A 22,451-nucleotide genomic window follows, 5' to 3' on the forward strand; every position below is an offset into this window, starting at 1 on the left:
TGATCACCAACGCTCGCGAAGGTGTCACCAGTGACTTACCATACCATTCCCTCTGGGAGTCATCAGCAATAACAGGAGGGGAGAAAATGCGGTGCTTCTGCCGCCCTATCCGTAGTACGCCCGCAAACAGTGAGCTGACGAACGGAGCAAAGATATTGTGAATGGCGAATATACCGCTAGAGGGTTTTTGTCTGGCGAAAATGAAATGGCCCGGTCTCATGGAGCGTTCCGGGCCATTGAATTTAAATAACTGAGGTTAGCCCCAGCTTACACCCAGCAGGCCCAAGCCTGCGACGAGTACAAGAATATACGTACCCCAAAACGCTAAAACACTGTTCATGGCGCACCTCCTCTTGTAACGATTGATACGCCCTCATTATTTTCTTTTCCACCCGTAAAATCTGTGCGCTAAGCCGCATAGATAGGCGCCGCCAGCGTTATTGGCCTCAAGGAAACAGTACCAGCCCACTGCCGTCAAAGAAGCTTTGGTTCACCTCCAAACACAGCATAGAGAAAGAAGGTGTCATTTTTTTTGGACCAACTCGAATCCCTTTTCCTTCATGCAGGTCAATGTATATTCTTCAACATAGCTCCACCAGACGGCAGTCAAAGGATCTGCGTAATTATCCTTATCGGCCTTATTTTTCGCCATGACGCGACACTCGCTAAGCACCGCCCTATAATCTGCCACTTCTCCTCCTCGGGTATATTCTCCGTAATAAGCAGAGGGAGGCGTGGCACATCCAGCCAGCCCAATCGCCAGCAGTCCGGCAATTATTCTCATTTTTTATCCCTTTTGAAAACCCCTCTTGAATAAGAAATTGCGACGTGGGAGCACCCTGTTCTTTTGTAGCATACTCCTGACCTACTCCCAGTAATTAGCAGCAAATTGCATTGTGTCGAAGCAGTGGAGCTTGGTACACCGGTTGAAGGGGTCTGCAGGAAGATGGGCATCGGCGATGCTACGTTCTACACAGCTGGAATAATATACCCCTGGTAGCAGAGCCAAAGGCGTTCTAGCAGAGTTCATTAAAAAAATAAGTTCTGTCTCTCTTGCTGCCTTTGATTGCATGCGGCAGGCAAGCTGCAAATTCTCCTAGGTTTGATAATTTATCGCGCTGTGGCAGTGGATGCTCTTTTAGTATGTCTCCGTGCAAATATATAAATTTGTGCCTGGATGAAGCTGCGTAAGCAGTGATATTTCAATGGCTTATCGCGGAATTTTTCCCTCCAATGCATGAGGCGCGGCGTACCATGGCGCCAGCAGACGCTCGTTAGTTCTGCCAATATAAATAGTAACTAGAAATACCTCAGTTCAGGTCAGCCGATGAGCAAACCCGCAATGCTGTTCATTACACTAATAATAACGCTCATGGCAATTGCAACGCCGATTGTATTGGCGGTTCACTTCGCGGACCAAGAGGGGACGAACACTGAAAAAGACCGTGCGCTCGGCTACGCACGCGATGTGCTGGGCCGCTCAGAGAGCGCTGCGGATCAGATCGATGCCGGCATCGAAGCTTTGGTCGCTGCCGATGGCGACGATCCTTGCTCCCAGGCGAGTATCGCCCTCATGAGAAAAATCGACTTGGTCTCCAGCTACATCCAGGCAATTGGCTACGTCAGGGATAATCAATTCCAATGTTCGTCGCTCGGGACGGCGACCGCCGGCATGCCGCTCGGGACGGCGACCGCGGGCATGCCGCTCGGTCCGGTCGATTGGGTTCAGCCAAGTGGCGTCAGGCTGCGTATTAACGTCGAGTTTCCGTTTGCCAGGGGAACGACCTTCGTGGTGATCGAGCGCGACGGTTACGCGGCGATCCTCCACAAGGATTTGCCCATCGATACAACGACCGAAACGAAGGACATATCGCTCGCCACGCTGGCTAAACCTGACGCCTTCAAAATTCTTACGGCGCGCGGGTTCGTCAAGCCGTCATGGATCACACATCTTGACGGCCACAACGAAGCAACATTCGTGGACGGGGACTATGTGGTTGCGGTGGTTGCATCCAGGCGTTACTTCATCGGGGCCCTTTCAGCCCTTCCCATTTCACAACTTAAGGAGCGGATAAAGACTGCGACGATGGCCATAGTACCGGTGGGTGTTTTGGCCGGATTGATCCTTGCGCTCGCTGTTATTTATTTGGCCAGGCTGCAATTGGCGATGCCTGCTGTGATCAAAACCGCCCTAAGACGCAACGAATTTTTTCTCGCTTATCAGCCCATCGTTGACTTGGGTACGGGAAAATGGGTAGGAGCAGAGGCATTGATAAGATGGCAACGTCATAGCGGCGAGCTAGTGCGCCCGGCCGTGTTTATCCCGATCGCCGAAGACAGCGGTCTGATCCAGCGCATTACCGAGCGTGTTGTGTTGCTCGTCTCTCGTGACGTGATAAATCTCTTTGATCGGCACCCTGAGTTTCATGTGGGAATCAATCTCTCCCCTATGGACTTGCACGACACAAGCACGGTTGAGATGCTGAGCCGGCTCGCCACCGAAATAAAAGCAAGGCCGGGTAATCTGATGGTCGAAGTGACCGAGCGTGGATTTACCGATCCCAAGATTGCAGCGAAGATCGTGCGTGAGTTTCGCGTGAGCGGAATAATCGTCGCGATCGACGATTTCGGCACTGGTTATTCCAGCCTTTCCAATTTGGAAAGATTTGAGCTGGACTTGCTGAAGATCGACAAGTCATTTGTCGACACCATCGGCACCGATGCCGCTACCAATCAGGTTGTGCTGCACATCATCGAAATGGCGAAAGCGTTGAAGCTCCAAATAATCGCCGAGGGTGTTGAGACCGAAGCACAGGCCCAGTTCTTACGCGAACGCGGGGTTCAATACGCTCAGGGCTGGCTGTTCGCAAAGGCAATGCCGATTGAAGAGCTTCGAGCGAAGCTGGCACGTTCGGGCGGTGCCAGCCATTCCTAGACTGCTCGTCGACGCTGCTATCGCATTATTGCCCCATCAGTGCCCCACATAAGAAAAGGCTCACGCTATTACTTGTAAGCCTTGTCGTTCTTGCTGACGTAATTCTCAGCCAATTGGCGGGCGAAAACGTTTTTGGTCAGGTACCAATATTTGGAACCTTGTACCGAGCCTGTAGGGTTACATTACCAAATGGGATCGCCTCCCGGCTTATCTGTTCTATAGACTAGGTTGAAACGTGATCGCGAAGCGCTCCTCGAATACCGATTCACCCTCTCTGATTACGCTATAGTCCACTTCGTATCGGCCTTGGGCCCAACCTGTGGCGGGGCGCTTTCTCCCGATCTGCGTCAAAAATTGTGCCTTAGCACGGTCTAGCGGTTTCAGATTGCTTTGGACAAGGATGGCGCCATCTGGATCTCGTAGAACCAATTTAAGTATGTCACCGCCCTCAAGACCGATCATTCGGACATGCGCCACCAACGCCGGGCTGTCCGCGGTAAGCGCAAAATTCTCCAGACCACCATTCTCGACATCATCCATCGAGAGGATTCGGTCGGCAAAGCCTAGATTAAGGAGAATGCGTGTCCGATACGCTAGTACTTTCGCCGTGACGTCATCCCACAGGGATTGTTTAGAACCGCATTGTCCGGACTGCGCTTTAGGAGAAAATGGATCGACGATGTTCCCGTTATGCCGGACGGTTAGATGCAGGTGTGGAAACTCGGTGGCACCCGAAAGCCCAACTTTTCCGAGCACCTGTCCGCGTTTAACATGCTGGCCTTTGGAGACGGAGACACTGCCGCTGGCCAAATGGCAATACTGCGTGTCCCATCCATGGGGATGTCTTAGAAAAACGCCGTTTCCGCATTCCCTGCCAGCAATCGCCGCCTTGCCGATCACTCGGATTGATATGTCTTTCTCGCCGTCTCTGACTCCTGTGACCTTGCCATCGGCGACTGCGAGGACAGCCACCCCTGCTCGCATCGCGGATATGGAAGGTAAGCGGAAGTCAGTACCATCATGCCCGTCATAGGTGCGAGCACCGCAAGAAAAATCACGATAGCTGGAGGATGGGTCGTGATCCACATAGTTCTGGACAAAGCAGTTTCTGCTAACCTCGCAACCGATGGGTAGCGAAAGGGTTAATGACTCATCAGCCCAAGCTACAGAGCAATTAAGAAGGAAAATTAAAAAAATTAGGATTGGCGGATTCAAGTCGACGTGCAACCACTAGTGGAGGTTTGGCGTAGCGCACCATCTTTCGAAGGAATAGTTCGAACGGTGCTCTGAAGCGTAGCACTTTTCTGGGGAAGTGGTTGAGAGATCCGCGACGCATATTGCACCTGGCGATCCCAGGCCGGAGCGGGTCGGGCGTTACTCACTTAATTGATCCTAAAACAGAGGCTGATCTGTAAGCGCCGCCATGGTGGTACCGCGCGGATTCACGCGCCATTTGAGCGCCCAGCGGAACCAGCTTGCCATGAGGTGGTGGCGCCCACTGTGGCTATAATTAAAAATCGCGCGTATCCACATTCGATCGCCTTGGCCCTTGGTGACTCTCGTCGCGCATGCGCGGGATGAGGATGGCGGATAGATTATTAAGAACGTGCCCTTTATTGCCGAGAAATAGATCGAGCGTGATGTGCCTCCGCCAACGATTTCATCCAGCGACGGCGAAGCATTGGTTAGCGATACCGGGTTCTTCAAATAGTCGTGCTGGCGCTTACTTGACGCTTCGTCCAAACAGATAATGAGCAGTCTCCAACAACTTGAGACGGTCATTCTACTGCTGATGGCCGTGCTTGCCCTGACAACAATCGCGCGCAAGCTTGTCATTCCCTATCCCATATTGCTGGTGATCGGGGGCTTGGCGCTGGTCTTTATCCCCGGCCTACCGGTGATCCATCTTGATCCGGACCTGGTATTCCTGGTCTTTCTCCCGCCCATCTTATCAGCCGCCGCCTACGTCACTTCCTGGCGGGATTTTCGCGCAAACCTTCGCCCGATCACCCTACACGCAGTCGGTCTGGTGCTGGTCACGACTGCTGCGGTCGCGGTTGCCGCCCATGCTGCACTGCCAGGACTCGGGTGGGCCGGTGCAATTGCGCTGGGCGCCATTGTTTCTCCTCCAGATGCCGTCTCCACAACCGCGATAGGAAAACAGCTACACCTTCCTCACCGCGTCCTCACCATCCTGGAGGGCGAGAGTCTCGTGAATGATGCGACCGCGCTGGTGCTCTACCGAGCCGCGATTGCAGCAACAGTCAGCGGCGCCTTCGTGTTAAGCGACACACTGCTGGCCTTCGTTCTGGCAGGGGCCGTGGGGATCGCCATCGGGCTTATAGTGAGCTTCGTAACTCGGTGGATTTTAATTTTGACCAAGGACAGCTTCAGCGAGATCGCCATCACGCTCCTGGCTCCATATATTGCCTGGGTCTTGGCCGAGCAGGCACACGGCTCAGCCGTGTTGGCCTGCGTGGCAGGAGGTTTCTATCTCCGTCGGCATTTAAGCACGGCCGTTGCACCGTCTACTCGAATCCAGGCGCGAGCGGTTTGGGAGTTTCTCGTGTTCTTGCTCAACGGTCTCATTTTCATTCTTATCGGCCTGCAACTCGGCACTCTGCGTGACGCTGTCCCATCCGGCGAGCTTGACGTCCTCATTCTGGTAGGCGCCCTGGTGAGTGTGACAGCTATCGTGGTGCGCCTGCTGTGGGTGGCGGCGGCCGCATGGGTGCCCCGACTGGTGAGTCCGCGCTTGCAGGCGCACGATCAGATGCCGCCTTGGTCTAATTTGTTCATCATCGGCTGGGCCGGCATGCGCGGGATCGTCTCGCTCGCTGCGGCGATGGCCCTGCCCCTGACAACTGCGGCCGGAACTCCATTTCCGTTTCGTGCGGAAATCATCCTTATCGCCTTCATGGTAATTTTGGTGACGCTGGTACTGCAAGGTCTGTCGCTTCCTCTGTTGATCCGCGCGTTGAAAATAAGGGAAGATCGAGGTCATACGGATGAAGAGAGGCAGGCGCGGGAACAGGCGGCATCGGCCGCTCTTGCTCGGCTGGAGGAAATGGCAAGCGAAAACTGGCCCGTACCGGAACAAATCGAACGGATGCGGGACCATTATCGCAGCCGCCTGAGGCGCTCCGCTGTAAGCGAAACTATTGACCCCGAATGGTCGCCGGAGGCCGCGGAGGCATACCGGCGATTGCGGCATGAGACCCTTACGGCAGAGCGGCTCGCCGCAATAAGGTTTCGGAATGACGGCGTAATCAGCGATGAGGTGCTCCATCGTCTCGAACATGAGCTCGACGTTGAGGCACTTCGGGCCGGCGTCGGTGAGCTACGTGTCTCGCCAGAAAAAAGACCCCGGAAGAATCACTAATGGTGCGCGACAAGCGTCAAGAACTGATCGTTATGCCGGACGACAGATGGGAAATCGTGGTAAGTGCCAGCGAAGGCTCGAAATTGATCTACACATAGCGGACAGAGGACTCGGTGTCCTGCGCCATTTCCTGGCATCGGTCAAACGCTTGAATGTGGCGGACTGAACGGGAAAACCCATTAACTCCACCTTTACCCGGTACGAGGTCTTGCCATTCCCGGAGGTGCGTTTCTCAATGTTTGTCCACTGCTGCCCCGTCAAGAAGTAGCACAAACACAATACGATAAGGGACAACAAACAGCAACAAGGGATATATAGTCTGTTTGGTTATACTTATAACCATATATCCCAGATATAGTTTTTACTTATCACATGCGTAAATGGCACACGTTTGGCACATCGCACGTCAATGGGAGCGAAAAAAAAGAGTAGATGACGTTGATTTGATGATGCTGAACAATCAACTGGCTTGCTCGATGGTCAACCCGTATGGCCTGTCTGACTTCACCATGAACGCCAGGCTGACGTTGCTGTGATCGAAATGGTGGCTGGTGAGACACATGACTGCTTGTCCTACCCTCTTCACGGCACGGTAGGCACCAGGCAAAAGTGGTCCCGCTCCGCAATCAACTCGTCCTGGGGTGGGGTGGCATAAAATTCGGCGGGGACCGCTACCGAATAATAGTTGTAACGGCATGAATTAAAGCTGGAAATGTTTATTTATCAGCGTTTGTTACCTGACAAGTCACCCCCTGCCGGGGACCCGCTGCTCATATCATTCTCTCCGCTTTCGGATTCGATCGCTGTGACCTTAAATCTCATGCTACCCTCGAGCAGGCAGAACTCTTCTCGAGTGTTCAGAATGCAGGTCAAACCCATCTGGGACGGGTTTGAATGGTCCACTGGGTGATCGATGACAAGACTGAAATTGGCGCAATGCCAGAACGTCGATGTCGCCGATCACACAGTAGTCCGTGACGCCACCCTTGACGCGTAACACATCACGTTGCCAGCTATCTTTCGCGGGCGCGCGAATACGGCTGTCGCCGTACTGTCGGTCATTGCACTGAATGATGTAGGCGTGGATGTCTAACGCAGCGGATTCGACCAAGGCATTGAATGTCTCGGTGTCCTGGTTCCACTCCGGCACGAACAAGGCATCCACCTGGCCGCGCAAGGAAGCACGGTAGCTTATATTGGTTAGCTCACTGCATACCAACAGGGCGAAATGAAAATCGCCGTGCCGGATGATTAGCGGCTTATTCTCTTTCCAAAGTGCGGCCGGTTTCATTTCTAATCCCGCCAGACGCCGCAATTCCTGCTCTTCCGGCAGGGCGGGGCGCTGTTTGTCCTGCCGGTAGATCATCATTGAAGGAAAGCCGAGCCCATCGTGCGACAGTGCGGCCCATACCTGATTGCGTACACGGCTTTTACTCCCGTGCAAGTACTCAATACCGGTAATCAGCGAAATACCACGCCCTTGCAACTTAAGTGCAATGCGCATGAACCAGCGCGCCGGCAAGGCCAGTTCGGGCAGGATGAAGTAGCGTGCTCTCTTGGGCTGGGAAATCACGCTGTTCACCAACCGGTTCAAACGGGCATATCGGTGGGCATCTGGGTCCGTCGTACGCACGACAGAAGCTACCCAGCTGTTGTATTCGGTTTTCCAGCTCGACACAGCAATGGCGAACTTCCGTTGTTCTTTGCCATCAGGAATTTGCAGCACGCCCTGCTTGTCGAGATATGGCGTTTTTTCGTCCAGAGTGAAGCCGCGCAGGGCTAGTACCACCGCTCTTAAGCCGGAATGACTTTTGCTGTCGAATGGATCTTTAGCTAGTACGAACAGTTCCGCCAGATTGAACGGGCGCGTAGCAAAGAGGAGTCCTTGGGGCAAGCCTCTGACGACTTTGATCCACCCAGTGAGCGTAGTAATACCATCGATAATTTCAGGACTCAGCAGCGACGCGGCGTCACTGAGTATAGTAATTTTCTTTTTCGTTGGAATGCCACGTTGGGCGACCATTTCTTTGGGAAGACCGATAAAGCGGAATGGTTGGTGGCCCAGGTCGAACGAGAACAGCTCTGCTTGCTTAGCCTGAATCTCCTTTTCGGAGAGTCCCTTAGTTTCAAGAACGGATTTGTGTGTTTGCCACGCTACTCGGCCGGCTTTTGAGAGGCGCGGTGGAAAGGCAGCGATGATGTTTTCTTGAATAGTGTTAAGCAGCTGATCTTGCCACCGGTTTAGGATTTCCACTTGATTCGGGACCGTACTCTCGGGCAAAGCCTTAATCGTGAGGTTACAGTTTTGTTCGAGCCTCTTGTAAATTGCCTTCAGCTGCTCGATGATCTCGCACAACGAATCAAAGTCTTCACAAGCTATGGCCAGTTTCACTACGCGCGGCAAGTAAATGGCCAGTTCGAAGAAATGTGGCAAAACCAACACATGCTGACAGAAGGCACGGAAAAATGCCTGACGGTGGTTCTTCCATGTTTCCGGTAATAGGTCACGCTCATAGGCTTCGAAATCGCGGAGCTTGATGGAAAAGCCAGCACGGCGCATGGTTAGGGCGCTGGTCTTGCGCAGGTTGTCGGCCACCTCCCCATCATGTTGCGTGGCGGCGATGAGGTCAGTTGCAACATGGCTCGCAGACATCGGCAAATTGGGTAACGCTCGCCATTCGCTAGCTCGTTCCTGAATCTGGTGGGCGATAGCGTCCACTAGGGTTTGCCCAGTTTCTCCTTCCAGCAGGAAAACTTTATTTTTCTTATTGGCGAAATAAATCTTGCTGTTGCTCAGGTAATCTGGCTTAAACTGAATTTCTTCCTGCTTACTTTCGGGTATCCAGTCTAGCTTGCCGCCAGAGCGATCAAGTAGCCACTGCCACAATGCTGCGGGCGACCGAGATTTTGCCCCGTTTTCCATCACCAACAAAATGTCGTCCATGTAACGGCCGTAATACAGCGGGGCAACTTGCTGCTCGATTAGTTGGTCAAGTTCAAACAGCGCCACGTTAGCGACAACGGCAGAAGCCGGCAGGCCAACAGGTAAGCCTTTTTCCAGAGGTGTTCGCTTCGCCCATTCTTTAAGTGCTGCAATAAAGAGACGATTGAGCTTCTCTTCCTCTGGTTTTAGCTCTAATTCAAGCAATTGCTTGAATTTTTCATTGAGCATAAAACTCGGATTGAGCTCATGATAAAAACTGCTGACGTCTGCAGTGAGAGAGATAACCTTTTTCTTTGCTGCCAGCGCGGTTCGCATGGCGTCGATGCCGCCGTCTCGCCACTCACGAAAAGGTTTTAGATAAGGTTTGAATGACCCCAACGACAATAGATTGATTTCTCCTTTCTTTCCACGACGTAATCGGCTTCCGTAAGCGCAGTCGTGGAGCTTTTTGTCATATTGGTGCCCTACCTTGATGATCCAAAGAGTGGATAGAACATGAAACGCAAGGCTGCACTGAGCCATCAGGCGGAATTCGGCTGTGTGTTTTCCCCCCTCGCAACGATGTTCCCATTCCTCTGCTGGCGATGAAAAGATCAACCCATCGGGCGCCTTATTCTTCTCCGATAGCGATATGGCTTTGGGTGCCAAGGTCCAGTCGCCAAGAAAAAGAGGATCTTCGATCCACTCTTCGTCAGCACCGTTGAGTTTGTCGAGCAAGGCTTGGAGATTATTTGTAAGCTCGCTTTCGTACTCAGCAATAGCCAGCAACGAGGCATGGGACGAGTAATACAAATCCACTTTTGCCTTGCGATAGGCTAGCCCTAGGTCTTTGAGGGTGAAACTCATTGAATGGCCTGCTTGACGGGGAAGCTTACGATTTTATGGAAATCAACAATATTTGCTACTGTACAGAGGTACACCAGAAAATGAGTGTGGCTATTCCGGATTTTGGAGGAAGGAAGATCGCTCGGGCGAGCTGATGCTAAAGGCTGAGTAACGCGTAAGACGGACGTGGAAATCGCTGTGCCCAATGCCATCTTGACTCGCGGCAACAGGTCAAAGCCTAGGAGACTTTTTCTCAACAGTGTGCCAAAAATGTGCCACAGCCCCACAAATAAAACGGCCTTCATCGCTGAAGGCCGCATATTTATTGGTGGGTCTGGTTGGACTCGAACCAACGACCAAGGGATTATGAGTCCCCTGCTCTAACCGACTGAGCTACAGACCCTGCCGACAATAACTGGGAAGCGATACCGAAGGCCGATCAGCCTTCGGTATCCAGGAAACTGCGCAAGCGTTCCGAACGCGAAGGGTGACGCAGCTTGCGCAACGCTTTCGCTTCGATCTGGCGAATGCGCTCACGCGTAACATCGAATTGCTTGCCGACCTCCTCCAGCGTATGGTCGGTATTCATTTCGATGCCAAAACGCATGCGCAGCACTTTGGCTTCGCGCGGCGTGAGTGAATCGAGTATCTCTTTCGTTACATCGCGCAAGCTGGCGTACACCGCGGCATCAGCCGGCGCCATGGTGGCGGAATCCTCGATGAAATCACCAAGATGGGAATCTTCATCATCGCCAATAGGCGTCTCCATGGAGATTGGCTCTTTCGAAATCTTCAGGATCTTGCGAATCTTCTCTTCGGGCATTTCCATTTTCTGAGCCAGCAACGCCGGTTCCGGCTCCTGCCCGGTTTCCTGCAGAATCTGGCGCGAAATGCGATTCATCTTGTTGATCGTCTCGATCATGTGCACCGGAATGCGGATGGTGCGCGCCTGATCAGCGATGGAACGGGTGATGGCCTGCCGAATCCACCAGGTCGCGTACGTGGAAAATTTGTATCCACGCCGGTATTCGAACTTATCCACCGCTTTCATGAGCCCGATATTGCCTTCCTGAATAAGATCAAGGAACTGCAAGCCGCGGTTGGTGTATTTCTTGGCGATGGAAATTACCAGCCGCAAGTTGGCTTCGGTCATTTCACGCTTTGCCCGGCGGGCCTTCGCCTCGCCGGTTGACATCCGGCGATTGATTTCCTTGAGATCTTTCAAGGGTATGCCAACTTCCTTTTGCAGCGTCAGCAGGTTTTGCTGCTGCTCCAGGATGGCGGGCTGGTACCGCTCCAGCGCTTGGCTATAAGGCTTGGCAAGCGCGGCTTCCTGCATTACCCAATCAAGATTGCTCTCGTTTCCTGGAAAGGCCTTGATAAAGTGATTACGCGGCATTCCCGCCTTGGTCACGCACAGCTCCATGATCTTGCGCTCGTAGCCGCGCATTTCGTCCACCAAGCCACGCTGGGTATCGCAGAGCCGCTCCACCATCTTCGCTGAGAAGCGGATGGCCATAAGTTCGGCTGAAATCTGCTCCTGAATGTCCTTGTATGCCTTGTTGCCGGGTCCTTTCTCCAGCGCCTTCTGCATATCGTTGTAGGCCTGCTGGATCACCGTAAAGCGTTCCAGCGCATCGTTTTTCAATTTAAGCAGATTGGCATTGGCAATTGCGGCGATGTCGTCATCTTCGCCGTTTTCCGCGATCAACTCCTGCTCCAGCGACTCATCAGTAATATCTTCGCTGATCAATTCCTCGGTATTGGGATCCAGCAACCCATCTACCAACTCATCGATCCGCATCTCATCTTTCGAGACCTTGTTGGCAAGATCGAGAATTCCGGCTATGGTGGTCGGACAGGCGGAAATTGCCTGAATCATATGTTTCAGTCCGTCCTCGATGCGCTTGGCGATCTCTATTTCGCTCTCGCGCGTGAGCAATTCCACCGAACCCATTTCCCGCATATACATCCGCACGGGGTCAGTGGTACGACCAAACTCCGAATCCACGGTCGATAGGGCGGCTTCAGCTTCCTCCACCACATCCTCATCGGCCACCGTTGGCGCGGTTTCCGACATCAGCAACGTTTCGGCATCAGGCGCCTCATCGTAAACCGAAATGCCAACGTCGTTGATCATACTGATGATATTTTCGATCTGCTCTGCATCCAGCATGTCATCTGGAAGATGATCGTTAATTTCAGCATAAGTCAGGTAGCCGCGCTCCTTTCCCTGGACGATCAAATTCTTGAGACGCATACGCCGCGCCTCAAGGTCCTGGGGCGCAAGGGGAGATTTCTCCGAATCCTTCGCCTGGGCAGGCTTGCCTTCCTTTGCCACCTTTGCCTTCACTATTTTTGCTGTCAGTGAGCCGGAATCCTTTACGGCCATGACGGCCTTCGCTATTTCTGTAACGCGTACTTGAGTCTTAGCTGTCGATTTTGCAACAGTCATAATGTCATCCTCCAGAGGTCCCACGGCTGCGTTTGCCGGCGTTTTTGCAGCTACGTCTTTTGCCGATCCAGATCCCGATCCTGATCCTTTTGGCGACTTTCTCATATCGTCCATTTCCTTTCTGGCTAATACGTTGTCATTGCTGCTGAGCTGCTCCGCAGCCTTGGGCGCAGCTTTTGCCTTCGCTTTTACCGTCGCTTGGACTGTTTTTGGCTTTACCATGTTTTTCCCAAGAATATGGGGTGTGTGACGTAACCTTTCATTATATCACTATACAACCTTGATTGTCTGTTCGCCGTCAATACGCCGTTCGCTGCAGTTCCTGTTTTTCCTCTGGCGTAAGGGCGCTGAGAGCCTTGCCATGCAACATCGACATCCGTTGCTTGCGTCGTATTTCGCTCAGCCGCGCCATAGCTCCGGTAAATTCTGCTTCAAGGTCTATGTCGCTATCCCATCCCAGTGTCTTGCTTCCGGCATTTTCCAGCAGAACCCGATGCGAACTGCTGCGAAAATACGCGATAACGGACGGCATGGCAGAGTTTTTCCCAACATGGGGATTGGAATCGATAAATTCAACCAACGCCCTCAGTGCCGCAACTTCTTCTGCCGATTCATGGTCGTGCGCAAGCAGTTCCCGGTTCAATTTCTCGATATACTTTGGCTCATATAACAACACCTGCATCAGCCACTGGTACGGGGACGCCGGCTGCGGCCGCGTTGCCCGCCCGCGGGATGGAGAGGCCGAAACACGCCTGATCTTTAATAAACCTTCCACTTCATTCTGGCTCAGGCCACTCAATTCCGCCAACCTTTTTAACAGCATGAGGGCAAGCCCAGGGGCAGCTACCTGTGCGAGCAACGGCCTCGCGTCCTGCACCAGCTTGGCGCGCCCTTCGCTGGTTTTGAGGTCTACCCGGGCCGACAGTTCCCGGAACAAGAAGACAGACAGAGGCAATGTTTGTTCGAGCAATTCTTCAAACGCTTCCCTGCCAAACTTTCCAACGTAACTGTCCGGATCCTCGCCTTCTGGCAGAAAGAGAAAGCTGATGTTCTTGCCATCCTTAAGCTGTGCAACGCTCGCTTCCAATGCGCGCCATGCCGCTTTTTTTCCGGCCGCGTCGCCATCGAAACAAAACACGACATTATCGGTTTGGCGCACGAGTTTTTGGATATGATAAGGCGTAGTGGCAGTTCCGAGCGCAGCCACCGCGTATTCGATACCATGCTGATAAAGAGCCACCACGTCCATGTAACCTTCCACGACGAGAACTCGTCCCGCCTGTCGAATTGCCCTCCGTGCGGCACACAGGTTGTAGAGTTCACGACCCTTCTGAAAAAGGGGCGTCTCGGGTGAGTTGAGATATTTGGGCTCGCCGTGCTCCAGCACCCGCCCGCCAAAACCCACAATTACGCCTTTAAGATTAACAATGGGGAACATGATCCGGTCACGAAAACGGTCGTAGTATTTGCCGTCAGCATTCTCAATCACCAGCCCTGCCTTTGCCAGCAACGCTTGCCGCGCTTTTCCTGCCTGAGCGCCAAAAGCGCCTTCCAGATTGTGCCAACCAGTCGGTGCGTAACCAATGGCGAAATGACCGGCGGTAGCGCCCGTTATTCCCCGCATTTTGAGATAGGCAATGGCGCTGTCCGAGTGCCGCAGCTGCTGCCGATAAAATCGCGCGGCATCGTGCGTTACTTCAATCAGCTGTTTGGAAACGCTTTCGCTATCGTTGCGGTGGGGTTCTCCACCCGCTTCACCCAAGCCAGGCTCTGATTCTACTGTGGTGGAATGTGATCCCGATTGTTGCGGAGGGACCTGCATCCCGACGCGAGCCGCGAGATCGGCCACCGCCTCCAAAAAAGTCAAACCGTTATATTCGATCAGGAAACCAATGGCGTTGCCATGTGCACTGCACCCAAAGCAGTGATAAAACTGCTTGGTCGGGCTTACGGTGAAAGAAGGAGTCTTCTCACTGTGAAAGGGGCAGCACGCCGTGTAATTTGCTCCGGCTTTCTTGAGCGGTATGTGACGGTCAATGACATCAACGATATCGACCCGGTCAAGCAGCTCCTGAATGAATGATTGTGAAATCATTATCGGTGTGACTCAGAATTTTTCAGGAGGATTGCTAACAGGATTACAGCGATGAAACCCTATTTTCGTACAGCAGTTTTGCTGCTTGTGACCGTACCTGACATAGATGTGGTCCGTTGCCAATCATGGGATGGGCTTGTAACGGATCCTTTCAGCCCAGAAGCTTGGTTCTAACTAACGAAGATACCTTACCCATATCGGCGCGCCCGGAGAGTCTGGGCTTGAGCTGCGCCATTACCCGGCCCATGTCTTGCTGGCCTTTCGCTCCGGCAAGAGAGATCGCTTCGCTTACCGCTTCTTCGACCTCTGCATCACTCAGTGCCTGAGGCATATAAGCCTGCAGTACGCTCACTTCATATTTTTCGGCGTCGGCCAAATCGTGCCGTTGGGCTGCTTCGAATTGGACAATGGAGTCTCGGCGTTGTTTAAGCATTTTCTCGATGACGCCAATTACGGCTGCATCATCCAGCTGTATCCGCTCATCCACTTCACGCTGCTTGATTGCCGCCTGGAGCAGGCGGATGGCGTCGCGCCGCCTGGTATCAGCAGCGCGCATCGCGGCCTTCATGTCTTCGGAGATTTGTTGTTTGAGGTTCAAGTGAAAAACAGGTCAGACACTTGTCTTGTTGCTGTTGGACTAACTGGAGCTAATAAAGTTTCGGGGGGAGCAATTGGCTGCGCAGACGTTTGTACGTACGCTTTACAGCTGCCGCGAGCTTGCGCTTGCGTTCAGCCGTCGGTTTTTCATAAAATTCCCGGGCGCGCAACTCTGTAAGCAGCCCGGTTTTTTCTATGGTGCGCTTAAAGCGCCGCATGGCAACCTCAAATGGCTCGTTTTCCTTTACTTTAATAGTCGTCATGAAAATGAAGTTCCTCTCGAAAAGTTAAATGGCTCGACAAATTGTCGCGTATATGTGTAACCTGCAATCCACCATTATATAACAAGTACCAAATACTGTTGTAAAGAGTCATTCCTTTCCCTACACCATTGCTAGTACTCGGCATTGAAACCTCCTGCGATGAAACCGGGGTGGCGATTTATGACACCTGCCACGGACTGCTGGGTCACGCGCTTTACTCGCAAACTGAAATGCATGGGGAGTATGGCGGTGTTGTGCCTGAACTTGCCTCCCGAGACCACATCCGACGCGTCTTGCCCCTGATCAGGCAGACGCTGGCCGCAGCCAGGCTCGAGCTCCATGATCTCGACGCTATCGCCTACACTCAGGGGCCGGGGCTGGCGGGAGCACTGCTGGTTGGCGCAAGCATCGCGGTCTCGCTTGGCTTCGCGCTGGAAATTCCGGCACTGGGGGTTCATCACCTCGAAGGGCATCTTCTTTCCCCCCTGCTGTCCGACCCTGCTCCTGACTTCCCGTTCGTTGCACTGCTGGTATCCGGCGGACATACACAACTGATGCAAGTCGATGGGCTTGGGTCGTACACGTTACTCGGCGAGACTGTGGATGATGCGGCTGGAGAAGCTTTTGACAAGACGGCAAAACTGCTTGGGTTGGGCTATCCAGGCGGCCCCGCGCTGTCAAAACTCGCGGATCAATTTGCGCAATCCGGCTGGCCGCGGCGCTTCGACCTTCCGCGTCCCATGCTCCACAGTGGCGACTTGAATTTCAGCTTCAGCGGGCTGAAAACGGCAGTGTTGACGCTCGTCAAAAAACAGGAAATGACACCTCAAACTCAAGCAGCGCTCGCTTTTGCTTTTCAGGAAGCCGTAACAGATGTCCTGTCAGAAAAGGCAGTGGCAGCGCTCAGCAGAACCGGTCTCACCCGACTCGTGGTTGCAGGAGGGGTGGGCGCAAACCGTTCTCTGCGTACTGCCCTGCTTCAAAAAGCGACGAAGATGGGCGCGCGCGTTTTTTTTCCTGAGCTGCAATTTTGTACCGATAATGGCGCCATGATCGCTTTCGCCGGGGCGATGCGGTTGCAGTCCCTCGATTTTGCTAGACAAAAGCTAAACAATGGATTCACGGTCCACTCGCGTTGGGACTTGGAAATGCAGGGAGTACCGTCAGCAATACCGAAAATCTAGGATGCACTTTGCTTGCCAATCCGCGGCTCGGTTCCCGCAAGCAGACTTGCAATATTTGACTTATGCCGCCAAATGAGCAGCAAGGACATGACGGTAACCACCAGGGTCCGTGCATCGAGCCCAAGAAAAAATACGGCGTAAATGGGTGCAAGACCGGCAGCCGCCAACGCCGCCAACGACGAAATACGCCACACGGCCGCGACCGTGATCCAGATTGCGGCGGAAAGCAGTCCCATCCATGGGTTGAAGCCCAGCAATACGCCGAGCGCGGTTGCCACTCCTTTTCCACCTTTGAAACCCAAGAATACCGGAAACAGATGGCCGAGAAACACCGCCAGCGCCACCGGAGCGGTTGCGTCCATGTCGCCGCCCGTGATAGGTCCCGTATATCGGGCCAGCACCACTGCCACCCAGCCCTTACCTGCGTCACCAAGGAGGGTGAATGCGGCCGCCGTTTTTTTACCGCTGCGCAGTACGTTGGTCGCGCCAGGGTTTTTCGAGCCGTAGGAGCGAGGATCGGGCAGGTGAAATATGCGGCTCGCCAACACGCCGAAGGAAACGGAACCCAGCAAATAAGCCAGCAGGACCAAAGCGATCAGAGTCATCTTATAAGCGGCACATCGCGGCGCGACCCACATTTAAAAATCACGGGAGTGATTTTACGTAAAAAACCATAAGTCCGCCTCATAGTCTGCCTTGCGCCTCATCCGAGTCGCTCTGTCTGATGAGCCTGAAACCATCCGGCGAGGGACAGCAGCTGATAAAATCGCGGTCTTGCCGGGCGGCGAGAAGCACGGCGTTCGAGTCTATACCGCTTGAGAAATGACTATTTCGCTCAGATAACCGCGGATCGCGTACACCCCAGGAAGTCGCATTCCCTGAGTAGCGCGCCTATGCCCATTCAGTCGCGTCTGGTTTTGCTCAGGGCATCCTATACCCAAGCCAACACTTTTGCCCCGTAAAGTTTATTCAGAGGTTTCTCAATGGACATCATCTTCCTGCAAGAGCTCAAGGTTAAAACACTCATTGGAATCTATCCGTGGGAACTCAAGGTCGCCCAGACCATTCAGCTCGATCTGGAGGTAGCCTTACCGTCAAGCAGGGCTTGTTATACGGATCATTTTGAGGATGCGTTGGACTACGCGCTTATCGTCCAACGCATCCACGAAATGCTGGCCGAGAGACATTTCTCACTGCTTGAAGCCCTGGCCGAGCATATCGCGCAAATCATCTTGACGGAATTCAAATCGCCCTGGGTCAGAATCAGTGTCGCCAAGCTCAGCGCTATACGGGGCGTAAAAAAAGTAGGGATATGCATCGAACGTCGGCAGGAGGAAGCATAACGAGAATCATTGGGCCCCACGACTCGAGTTGACGAAGTTTCCCGGAAGATAGCTCAGCCAAGCAGCCCGGCCGGAAGGCGGCTCCCGCTGAGCCTCTCGAGGGTTCGCGGAAAAGCGAACAGAGTCGCATTAGAAACGGGAAGATTAGACCCCCATTTTATCTCTCTCGCACCTGGATAAACGGGGGACTAATAATATAGTTGGGAAAGAAAAAGCCAATAACCCCCGTCGCGCGGATTACACCCTCGCGACCAAGGTTGCTTCGATTTCTGTAAACGTTCGCGCGATTTCAGTGGAGGGGATTACGACCCCCAGTTGCTTCTCGATTTGGGTCAGCGAAAATATACCGCACACCACGGGATTCCCCTGGTCATTCTTTTCTATTACCAGGGTATGTTGACGGCCGGTATCAAGCAAGCTGGCAACGATATCCCCAACCCGGGCGCTTCGCACCTCCTCGGCTGGAATGGCTTCAAGCCGGTCAAGCGGGGTCATGATGTCAGATACCAGTATCTCGCTATGCTTGACGCCACGCTCCTGGATGAATCGCAACGGCTTTTCCCCAAGGACATCCGTGGCGGTAATAATGCCAGACAGGATCTCATCCTGGTTGAGGACAAGCAACGAACGGACTCCACGCTGCTTCATGTACTCATTTGCCACTTCCATCGACATGTGCAAATCGATTACGGCCGCGTGGGCATGCCGGAGATCTGTCATTACATCAGCAGCGGGGGATTGCAGCGTGACGGGCTTAGCCGGGGCTGGGCTAACTACCCGAACGGCGCCGGCCAGGCGCTGCGCAGGAAGAACGTGAAAGTCGGGCATGGCGTCGTCCTCCAACGTTGGTGAGGGGATACACTTGAAATCAAAAAACCAATTTCAAACACCCCGTGAATTCAACCTTACCCCTAATGAGAGTAGGGGTCAACATCATATTCACCATCGGCGAGGCACTGCGGCAGGCTACAGCAAGCTAGAAAACCGGGCACGGAAAAACCGCGTTTGGGTAAAAACACAGTGCGGGATATATAGCGCGCGAAACAATCGCCGGTCGGCCTGTAGTTGGAGTACGACTATTGCCGGCTTTAGCTGCTTTGGGCGAGCCCGCTTATTTCATCATTCAGTCGCAACAACATGGATATGGGATCTTCCGCTTGCGTGATCGGCCTACCAATGACAAGGTAATCCGCACCGTTCTCAATTGCCTGACGTGGAGTCGAAACCCGTTTTTGTTCATCCATGGCGGCATTGGCCGGTCGTATTCCAGGCGTAACCAGGCAAAACGAATCGCCCATGGTCTTCCTGAGACCGAGAGCCTCGAGCGCGGAACATACCACCCCATCCAATCCGCAATCCCGTGCCAATCCCGCCAGCCGTGTTACCACCTCTTGTGGTTCCCGTTCCAGTCCGATGTCGCTCAGATCACTGCGTTCCATGCTGGTGAGGAGGGTAACCGCGATGAGCTTGCTCGAACCCACCGGCACCGCATCGCGGGCAGCCGAGAGCATGCGCCGCCCACCGAGCGCATGAATATTCATCATCCATACGCCCATTCCCGCCGCCACCTTGCATGCATTGGCGACCGTGCTTGGAATATCGTGAAACTTTAAATCGAGGAAGACCTCGAACCCTGAAGCCATGAGCTTGGCGACCAGCTGCGGTCCGGCAGCGGTGAAAAGCTCCTTGCCCACTTTTACCCGGCACAACGCCGGGTCAAGCTTGGCTGCAAGGTCCAGCGCTTGCTGTGCGCTGGAAAAATCCAGCGCAACGATAATCCGCGAATCATTCATCCTATCTCACTTTCAGGCTGAAAAGAGGCGACCTGAAGATTGAACCCGAATTCATCCCCCTTCCTCCGGCAACTGATACTTTTTTCTGCCTATCGCGATTTCGCGCTTCTGCCGGAGTATTTTGCCAAGGCACGACATTACCCCGATGGCCAGACCGATGGCAAACGACAGCAGGATAATCAGTATTAACGGTCCCTGCCATTCGTATCCAAAATAATAATGCACCGTTACCGTTTCCGCGTTCTTTACTGTAAACCCCAGCAGCACGAGGAACAGCGCGATGCGCAGGAACCACATCAGATAGCGCATGATTCGTTTTTCATGAGGGTATCCCGCTGGCGTAATTCGAGTATGGGCATCCACCGAATCTCGTTGGACTCACCAAGGAGGTAAAATAAAAAGCGGCGCGATCTCGCGATCCCGCCGCCATTATACTCATCCCACCTCACGCATTATTTCAGTTTTTTTGGTCGACCCGCTCCCGCATTTCCTTCCCGGCCTTGAAATGAGGCACATACTTTTCTGGTACTCGAACTTTTTCTCCTGATTTAGGGTTGCGCCCCACGCGCGGAGGCCGGTAATTCAGGTCAAAACTACCGAATCCCCGGATCTCGATGCGTTGTCCCTGTGCCAGACTCTTCGCCATGGCATCAAGGATGACCTTGACTGCCAGCTCGGCATCCTTTGCTCCCAACTGCGGATAGCGAGCCGCAAGCCTGGCAATGAGTTCAGACTTTGTCATGGATGTCCTTTATTGTTCAGTATTTTTAACATCCATCTTGGCTTTAAGCAGCGCTCCCAGGCTGGTCGTTCCCGCACTCGCGGAACTATCCACTGCAACTTTCTGCATGGCGTCGGATTCCTCCGCCATATCTTTCGCCTTAATCGAAAGATTAATACTTCGGTTCTTGCGATCCACGTTAATGACCATTACCTCAACTGGATCCCCTTCCTTAAGGCGCGTGCGGATGTCCTCGACCCTGTCGCGCGATACTTCGGATGCGCGCAAGTAACCTTCGACATCATTTTCCAGTGCAATCACGGCGCCCTTGGCGTCGATAGACTTTACCGTGCCTTTAACGATGCTATTTTTATCATTTACCGAAACAAAACTGTTGAACGGGTCGCCTTCCAGTTGTTTTATCCCAAGCGAGATACGCTCGCGCTCCACATCGATGGACAATACGACCGCCTCGACTTCGTCGCCTTTTTTATAGTTGCGAACCGCTTCTTCACCCGGCTGGTTCCATGAGAGATCAGAAAGATGCACCAGCCCATCTATCCCACCCTGCAGACCGATGAAAACCCCGAAATCGGTGATGGACTTGATTTGCCCGCGCACCTTGTCGCCTTTCTGGTGGTTCATCGCAAAGTCTTCCCACGGGTTAACTTTGCATTGCTTCATGCCGAGCGAAATGCGTCGCCGTTCCTCATCGATTTCGAGAATCATCACTTCCACTTCGTCGCCCAATTGCACGACTTTGGAGGGATATACGTTTTTATTGGTCCAATCCATTTCGGAGACATGAACCAAGCCCTCGATGCCCTGCTCGATTTCGACAAATGCGCCATAGTCGGTCAGGTTGCTCACCTTGCCGAACAGTCGCGTATGCGGCGGATACCGCCGGGAGAGTCCCACCCACGGGTCTTCGCTCAATTGCTTCATGCCCAGCGAGACACGGTTTTTCTCCTGATCGAATTTAAGGACCTTCGCCGTCACCTCGTCGCCCACGCTGATGACTTCTGAGGGATGCTTCACGCGCCGCCACGCCAAATCAGTAATGTGCAGGAGACCGTCGATGCCGCCCAAGTCGACAAACGCGCCATAATCGGTAATGTTCTTGACAATGCCCTTTACAACGGCGCCTTCCGTCAAATTTGCCAGCAAGGATTGGCGGTCCGCACCCTGGCTTTCTTCCAGCACCGCACGCCTCGACACCACGACGTTGTTCCGCTTGCGGTCAAGCTTGATTACTTTGAACTCCATCTCTTTGTTTTCGTATGGACTCGTGTCCTTAACCGGACGGATATCGACGAGCGAACCCGGCAGGAAGGCGCGGATGCCGTTAATCATGGCCGTGAGCCCACCCTTGACCTTGCCGCTGACCACTCCTTTCACAATCGCGCCGCTTTCCATGGCGGCTTCCAGATCATGCCAGGCCGTCAGGCGTTTGGCCTTGTCCCGCGATAAACGGGTTTCGCCATAGCCGTCTTCAAGCGCTTCGATGGCGACGCTGACGAAATCGCCGGGCTTGACTTCGATTTCGCCTTTGTCATTCTTGAATTCCTCGACGGGAATGAAACTTTCCGATTTCAGTCCGGCGTTTACGACCACGATGTTGTAGTCAACACGGGCAACCTGAGCGGTGATGACTTCACCGATGCGCATTTCCTGGCGGGAAAGACTTTCTTCAAATAGCGCGGCGAAACTTTCGGAGGAGTCGGTTGCGGGGGAAGCAGCAATGTTCATTGTAAAAAATACCTGGTTGGGAAATCCCGTCAATACTGCCCTGACGGGGCTAATAGATTAATAAAAACGCGCCGAATCGCTCCTCTTCCTGTTTGAAGAGAGAGGGTCGGCAGCACCGGAATCAAACTGATAATAATCGTTTACCTTTGACACTACATCTACCTG

General features: G+C 53.4%; 18 protein-coding genes and 1 tRNA gene. 4 read left to right on the forward strand and 15 right to left on the reverse strand.

What is annotated here, in order from left to right; genetic code table 11:
* Positions 1-523 precede the first annotated feature (523 nt).
* A complete protein-coding gene (locus BM022_RS02745; RefSeq protein WP_091136686.1) occupies positions 524-784 on the reverse strand; it encodes a hypothetical protein in 261 nt (86 codons plus the stop codon).
* Positions 785-1,327: 543 nt separating this feature from the next.
* On the opposite strand from BM022_RS02745, the gene BM022_RS02750 reads away from it, so the two are divergent.
* Complete coding sequence (locus BM022_RS02750) at positions 1,328-2,935, forward strand: EAL domain-containing protein (RefSeq protein ID WP_091136688.1); 1,608 nt, start codon at positions 1,328-1,330, stop codon at positions 2,933-2,935.
* A 216-nt stretch (positions 2,936-3,151) separates the two neighbouring features.
* On the opposite strand, the gene BM022_RS02755 is transcribed toward BM022_RS02750, so the two are convergent.
* Together BM022_RS02755 and BM022_RS02760 are read right to left on the reverse strand one after the other, a co-directional pair.
* On the reverse strand, positions 3,152-4,021 hold the full coding sequence (locus BM022_RS02755) for a M23 family metallopeptidase (RefSeq protein WP_218146816.1): 870 nt from the start codon (positions 4,019-4,021) through the stop codon (positions 3,152-3,154).
* A 306-nt stretch (positions 4,022-4,327) separates the two neighbouring features.
* On the reverse strand, positions 4,328-4,642 hold the full coding sequence (locus BM022_RS02760; RefSeq protein ID WP_143079507.1) for a hypothetical protein: 315 nt from the start codon (positions 4,640-4,642) through the stop codon (positions 4,328-4,330).
* A gap of 43 nt (positions 4,643-4,685) precedes the next feature.
* On the opposite strand from BM022_RS02760, the gene BM022_RS02765 reads away from it, so the two are divergent.
* Positions 4,686-6,317 (forward strand): Na+/H+ antiporter, encoded by a 1,632-nt coding sequence (locus BM022_RS02765; protein WP_091136692.1) that lies wholly within the window; start codon positions 4,686-4,688, stop codon positions 6,315-6,317.
* Between the two features lie 823 nt (positions 6,318-7,140).
* Here BM022_RS02765 and BM022_RS02770 read toward each other — a convergent pair.
* The 6 genes from BM022_RS02770 to rpsU all read right to left on the reverse strand — a co-directional run bounded on the left by BM022_RS02770 (position 7,141) and on the right by rpsU (position 15,496).
* Positions 7,141-10,107 (reverse strand): reverse transcriptase domain-containing protein, encoded by a 2,967-nt coding sequence (locus BM022_RS02770; protein WP_091136693.1) that lies wholly within the window; start codon positions 10,105-10,107, stop codon positions 7,141-7,143.
* Positions 10,108-10,412: 305 nt separating this feature from the next.
* Positions 10,413-10,489: transfer RNA gene (locus tag BM022_RS02775), tRNA-Ile, on the reverse strand.
* Between the two features lie 36 nt (positions 10,490-10,525).
* Positions 10,526-12,541, reverse strand: coding sequence for an RNA polymerase sigma factor RpoD (gene rpoD / locus BM022_RS02780; protein ID WP_177191613.1), 2,016 nt, complete (start codon positions 12,539-12,541; stop codon positions 10,526-10,528).
* Positions 12,542-12,839: 298 nt separating this feature from the next.
* Entirely contained in the window at positions 12,840-14,636 is a 1,797-nt protein-coding gene (gene dnaG / locus BM022_RS02785) for a DNA primase (protein WP_091136695.1), read from the reverse strand.
* 151 nt (positions 14,637-14,787) lie between these two features.
* On the reverse strand, positions 14,788-15,234 hold the full coding sequence (locus BM022_RS02790) for a GatB/YqeY domain-containing protein (RefSeq protein WP_091136696.1): 447 nt from the start codon (positions 15,232-15,234) through the stop codon (positions 14,788-14,790).
* A 49-nt stretch (positions 15,235-15,283) separates the two neighbouring features.
* Positions 15,284-15,496, reverse strand: coding sequence for a 30S ribosomal protein S21 (gene rpsU / locus BM022_RS02795; protein ID WP_004179462.1), 213 nt, complete (start codon positions 15,494-15,496; stop codon positions 15,284-15,286).
* 128 nt (positions 15,497-15,624) lie between these two features.
* Between rpsU and tsaD the strand changes: the two genes are divergently transcribed.
* Entirely contained in the window at positions 15,625-16,680 is a 1,056-nt protein-coding gene (gene tsaD / locus BM022_RS02800; RefSeq protein ID WP_091136698.1) for a tRNA (adenosine(37)-N6)-threonylcarbamoyltransferase complex transferase subunit TsaD, read from the forward strand.
* Here tsaD and plsY read toward each other — a convergent pair.
* On the reverse strand, positions 16,677-17,285 hold the full coding sequence (gene plsY, locus BM022_RS02805; protein ID WP_091136898.1) for a glycerol-3-phosphate 1-O-acyltransferase PlsY: 609 nt from the start codon (positions 17,283-17,285) through the stop codon (positions 16,677-16,679). The genes tsaD and plsY overlap by 4 nt on opposite strands.
* 378 nt (positions 17,286-17,663) lie before the next feature.
* Between plsY and BM022_RS02810 the strand changes: the two genes are divergently transcribed.
* Positions 17,664-18,023 carry a dihydroneopterin aldolase gene (locus BM022_RS02810; RefSeq protein ID WP_091136700.1) on the forward strand — a complete coding sequence of 120 codons (360 nt, stop codon included), beginning with the start codon at positions 17,664-17,666 and terminating at the stop codon, positions 18,021-18,023.
* 237 nt (positions 18,024-18,260) lie between these two features.
* On the opposite strand, the gene BM022_RS02815 is transcribed toward BM022_RS02810, so the two are convergent.
* The 5 genes from BM022_RS02815 to rpsA all read right to left on the reverse strand — a co-directional run bounded on the left by BM022_RS02815 (position 18,261) and on the right by rpsA (position 22,286).
* Positions 18,261-18,851 (reverse strand): CBS domain-containing protein, encoded by a 591-nt coding sequence (locus tag BM022_RS02815; protein WP_091136702.1) that lies wholly within the window; start codon positions 18,849-18,851, stop codon positions 18,261-18,263.
* Positions 18,852-19,111: 260 nt separating this feature from the next.
* Positions 19,112-19,816, reverse strand: coding sequence for an orotidine-5'-phosphate decarboxylase (gene pyrF / locus BM022_RS02820; protein ID WP_091136703.1), 705 nt, complete (start codon positions 19,814-19,816; stop codon positions 19,112-19,114).
* A 51-nt stretch (positions 19,817-19,867) separates the two neighbouring features.
* Positions 19,868-20,179, reverse strand: a complete 312-nt coding sequence (locus BM022_RS02825) for a LapA family protein (protein WP_256208858.1) — start codon at positions 20,177-20,179, stop codon at positions 19,868-19,870.
* A gap of 94 nt (positions 20,180-20,273) precedes the next feature.
* On the reverse strand, positions 20,274-20,558 hold the full coding sequence (locus tag BM022_RS02830) for an integration host factor subunit beta (RefSeq protein WP_091136706.1): 285 nt from the start codon (positions 20,556-20,558) through the stop codon (positions 20,274-20,276).
* A gap of 9 nt (positions 20,559-20,567) precedes the next feature.
* Positions 20,568-22,286, reverse strand: a complete 1,719-nt coding sequence (rpsA, locus tag BM022_RS02835) for a 30S ribosomal protein S1 (protein ID WP_091136708.1) — start codon at positions 22,284-22,286, stop codon at positions 20,568-20,570.
* Positions 22,287-22,451 lie beyond the last annotated feature (165 nt).

This window comes from Nitrosospira sp. Nsp14 (genome assembly GCF_900113575.1).
Classification (GTDB): domain Bacteria; phylum Pseudomonadota; class Gammaproteobacteria; order Burkholderiales; family Nitrosomonadaceae; genus Nitrosospira.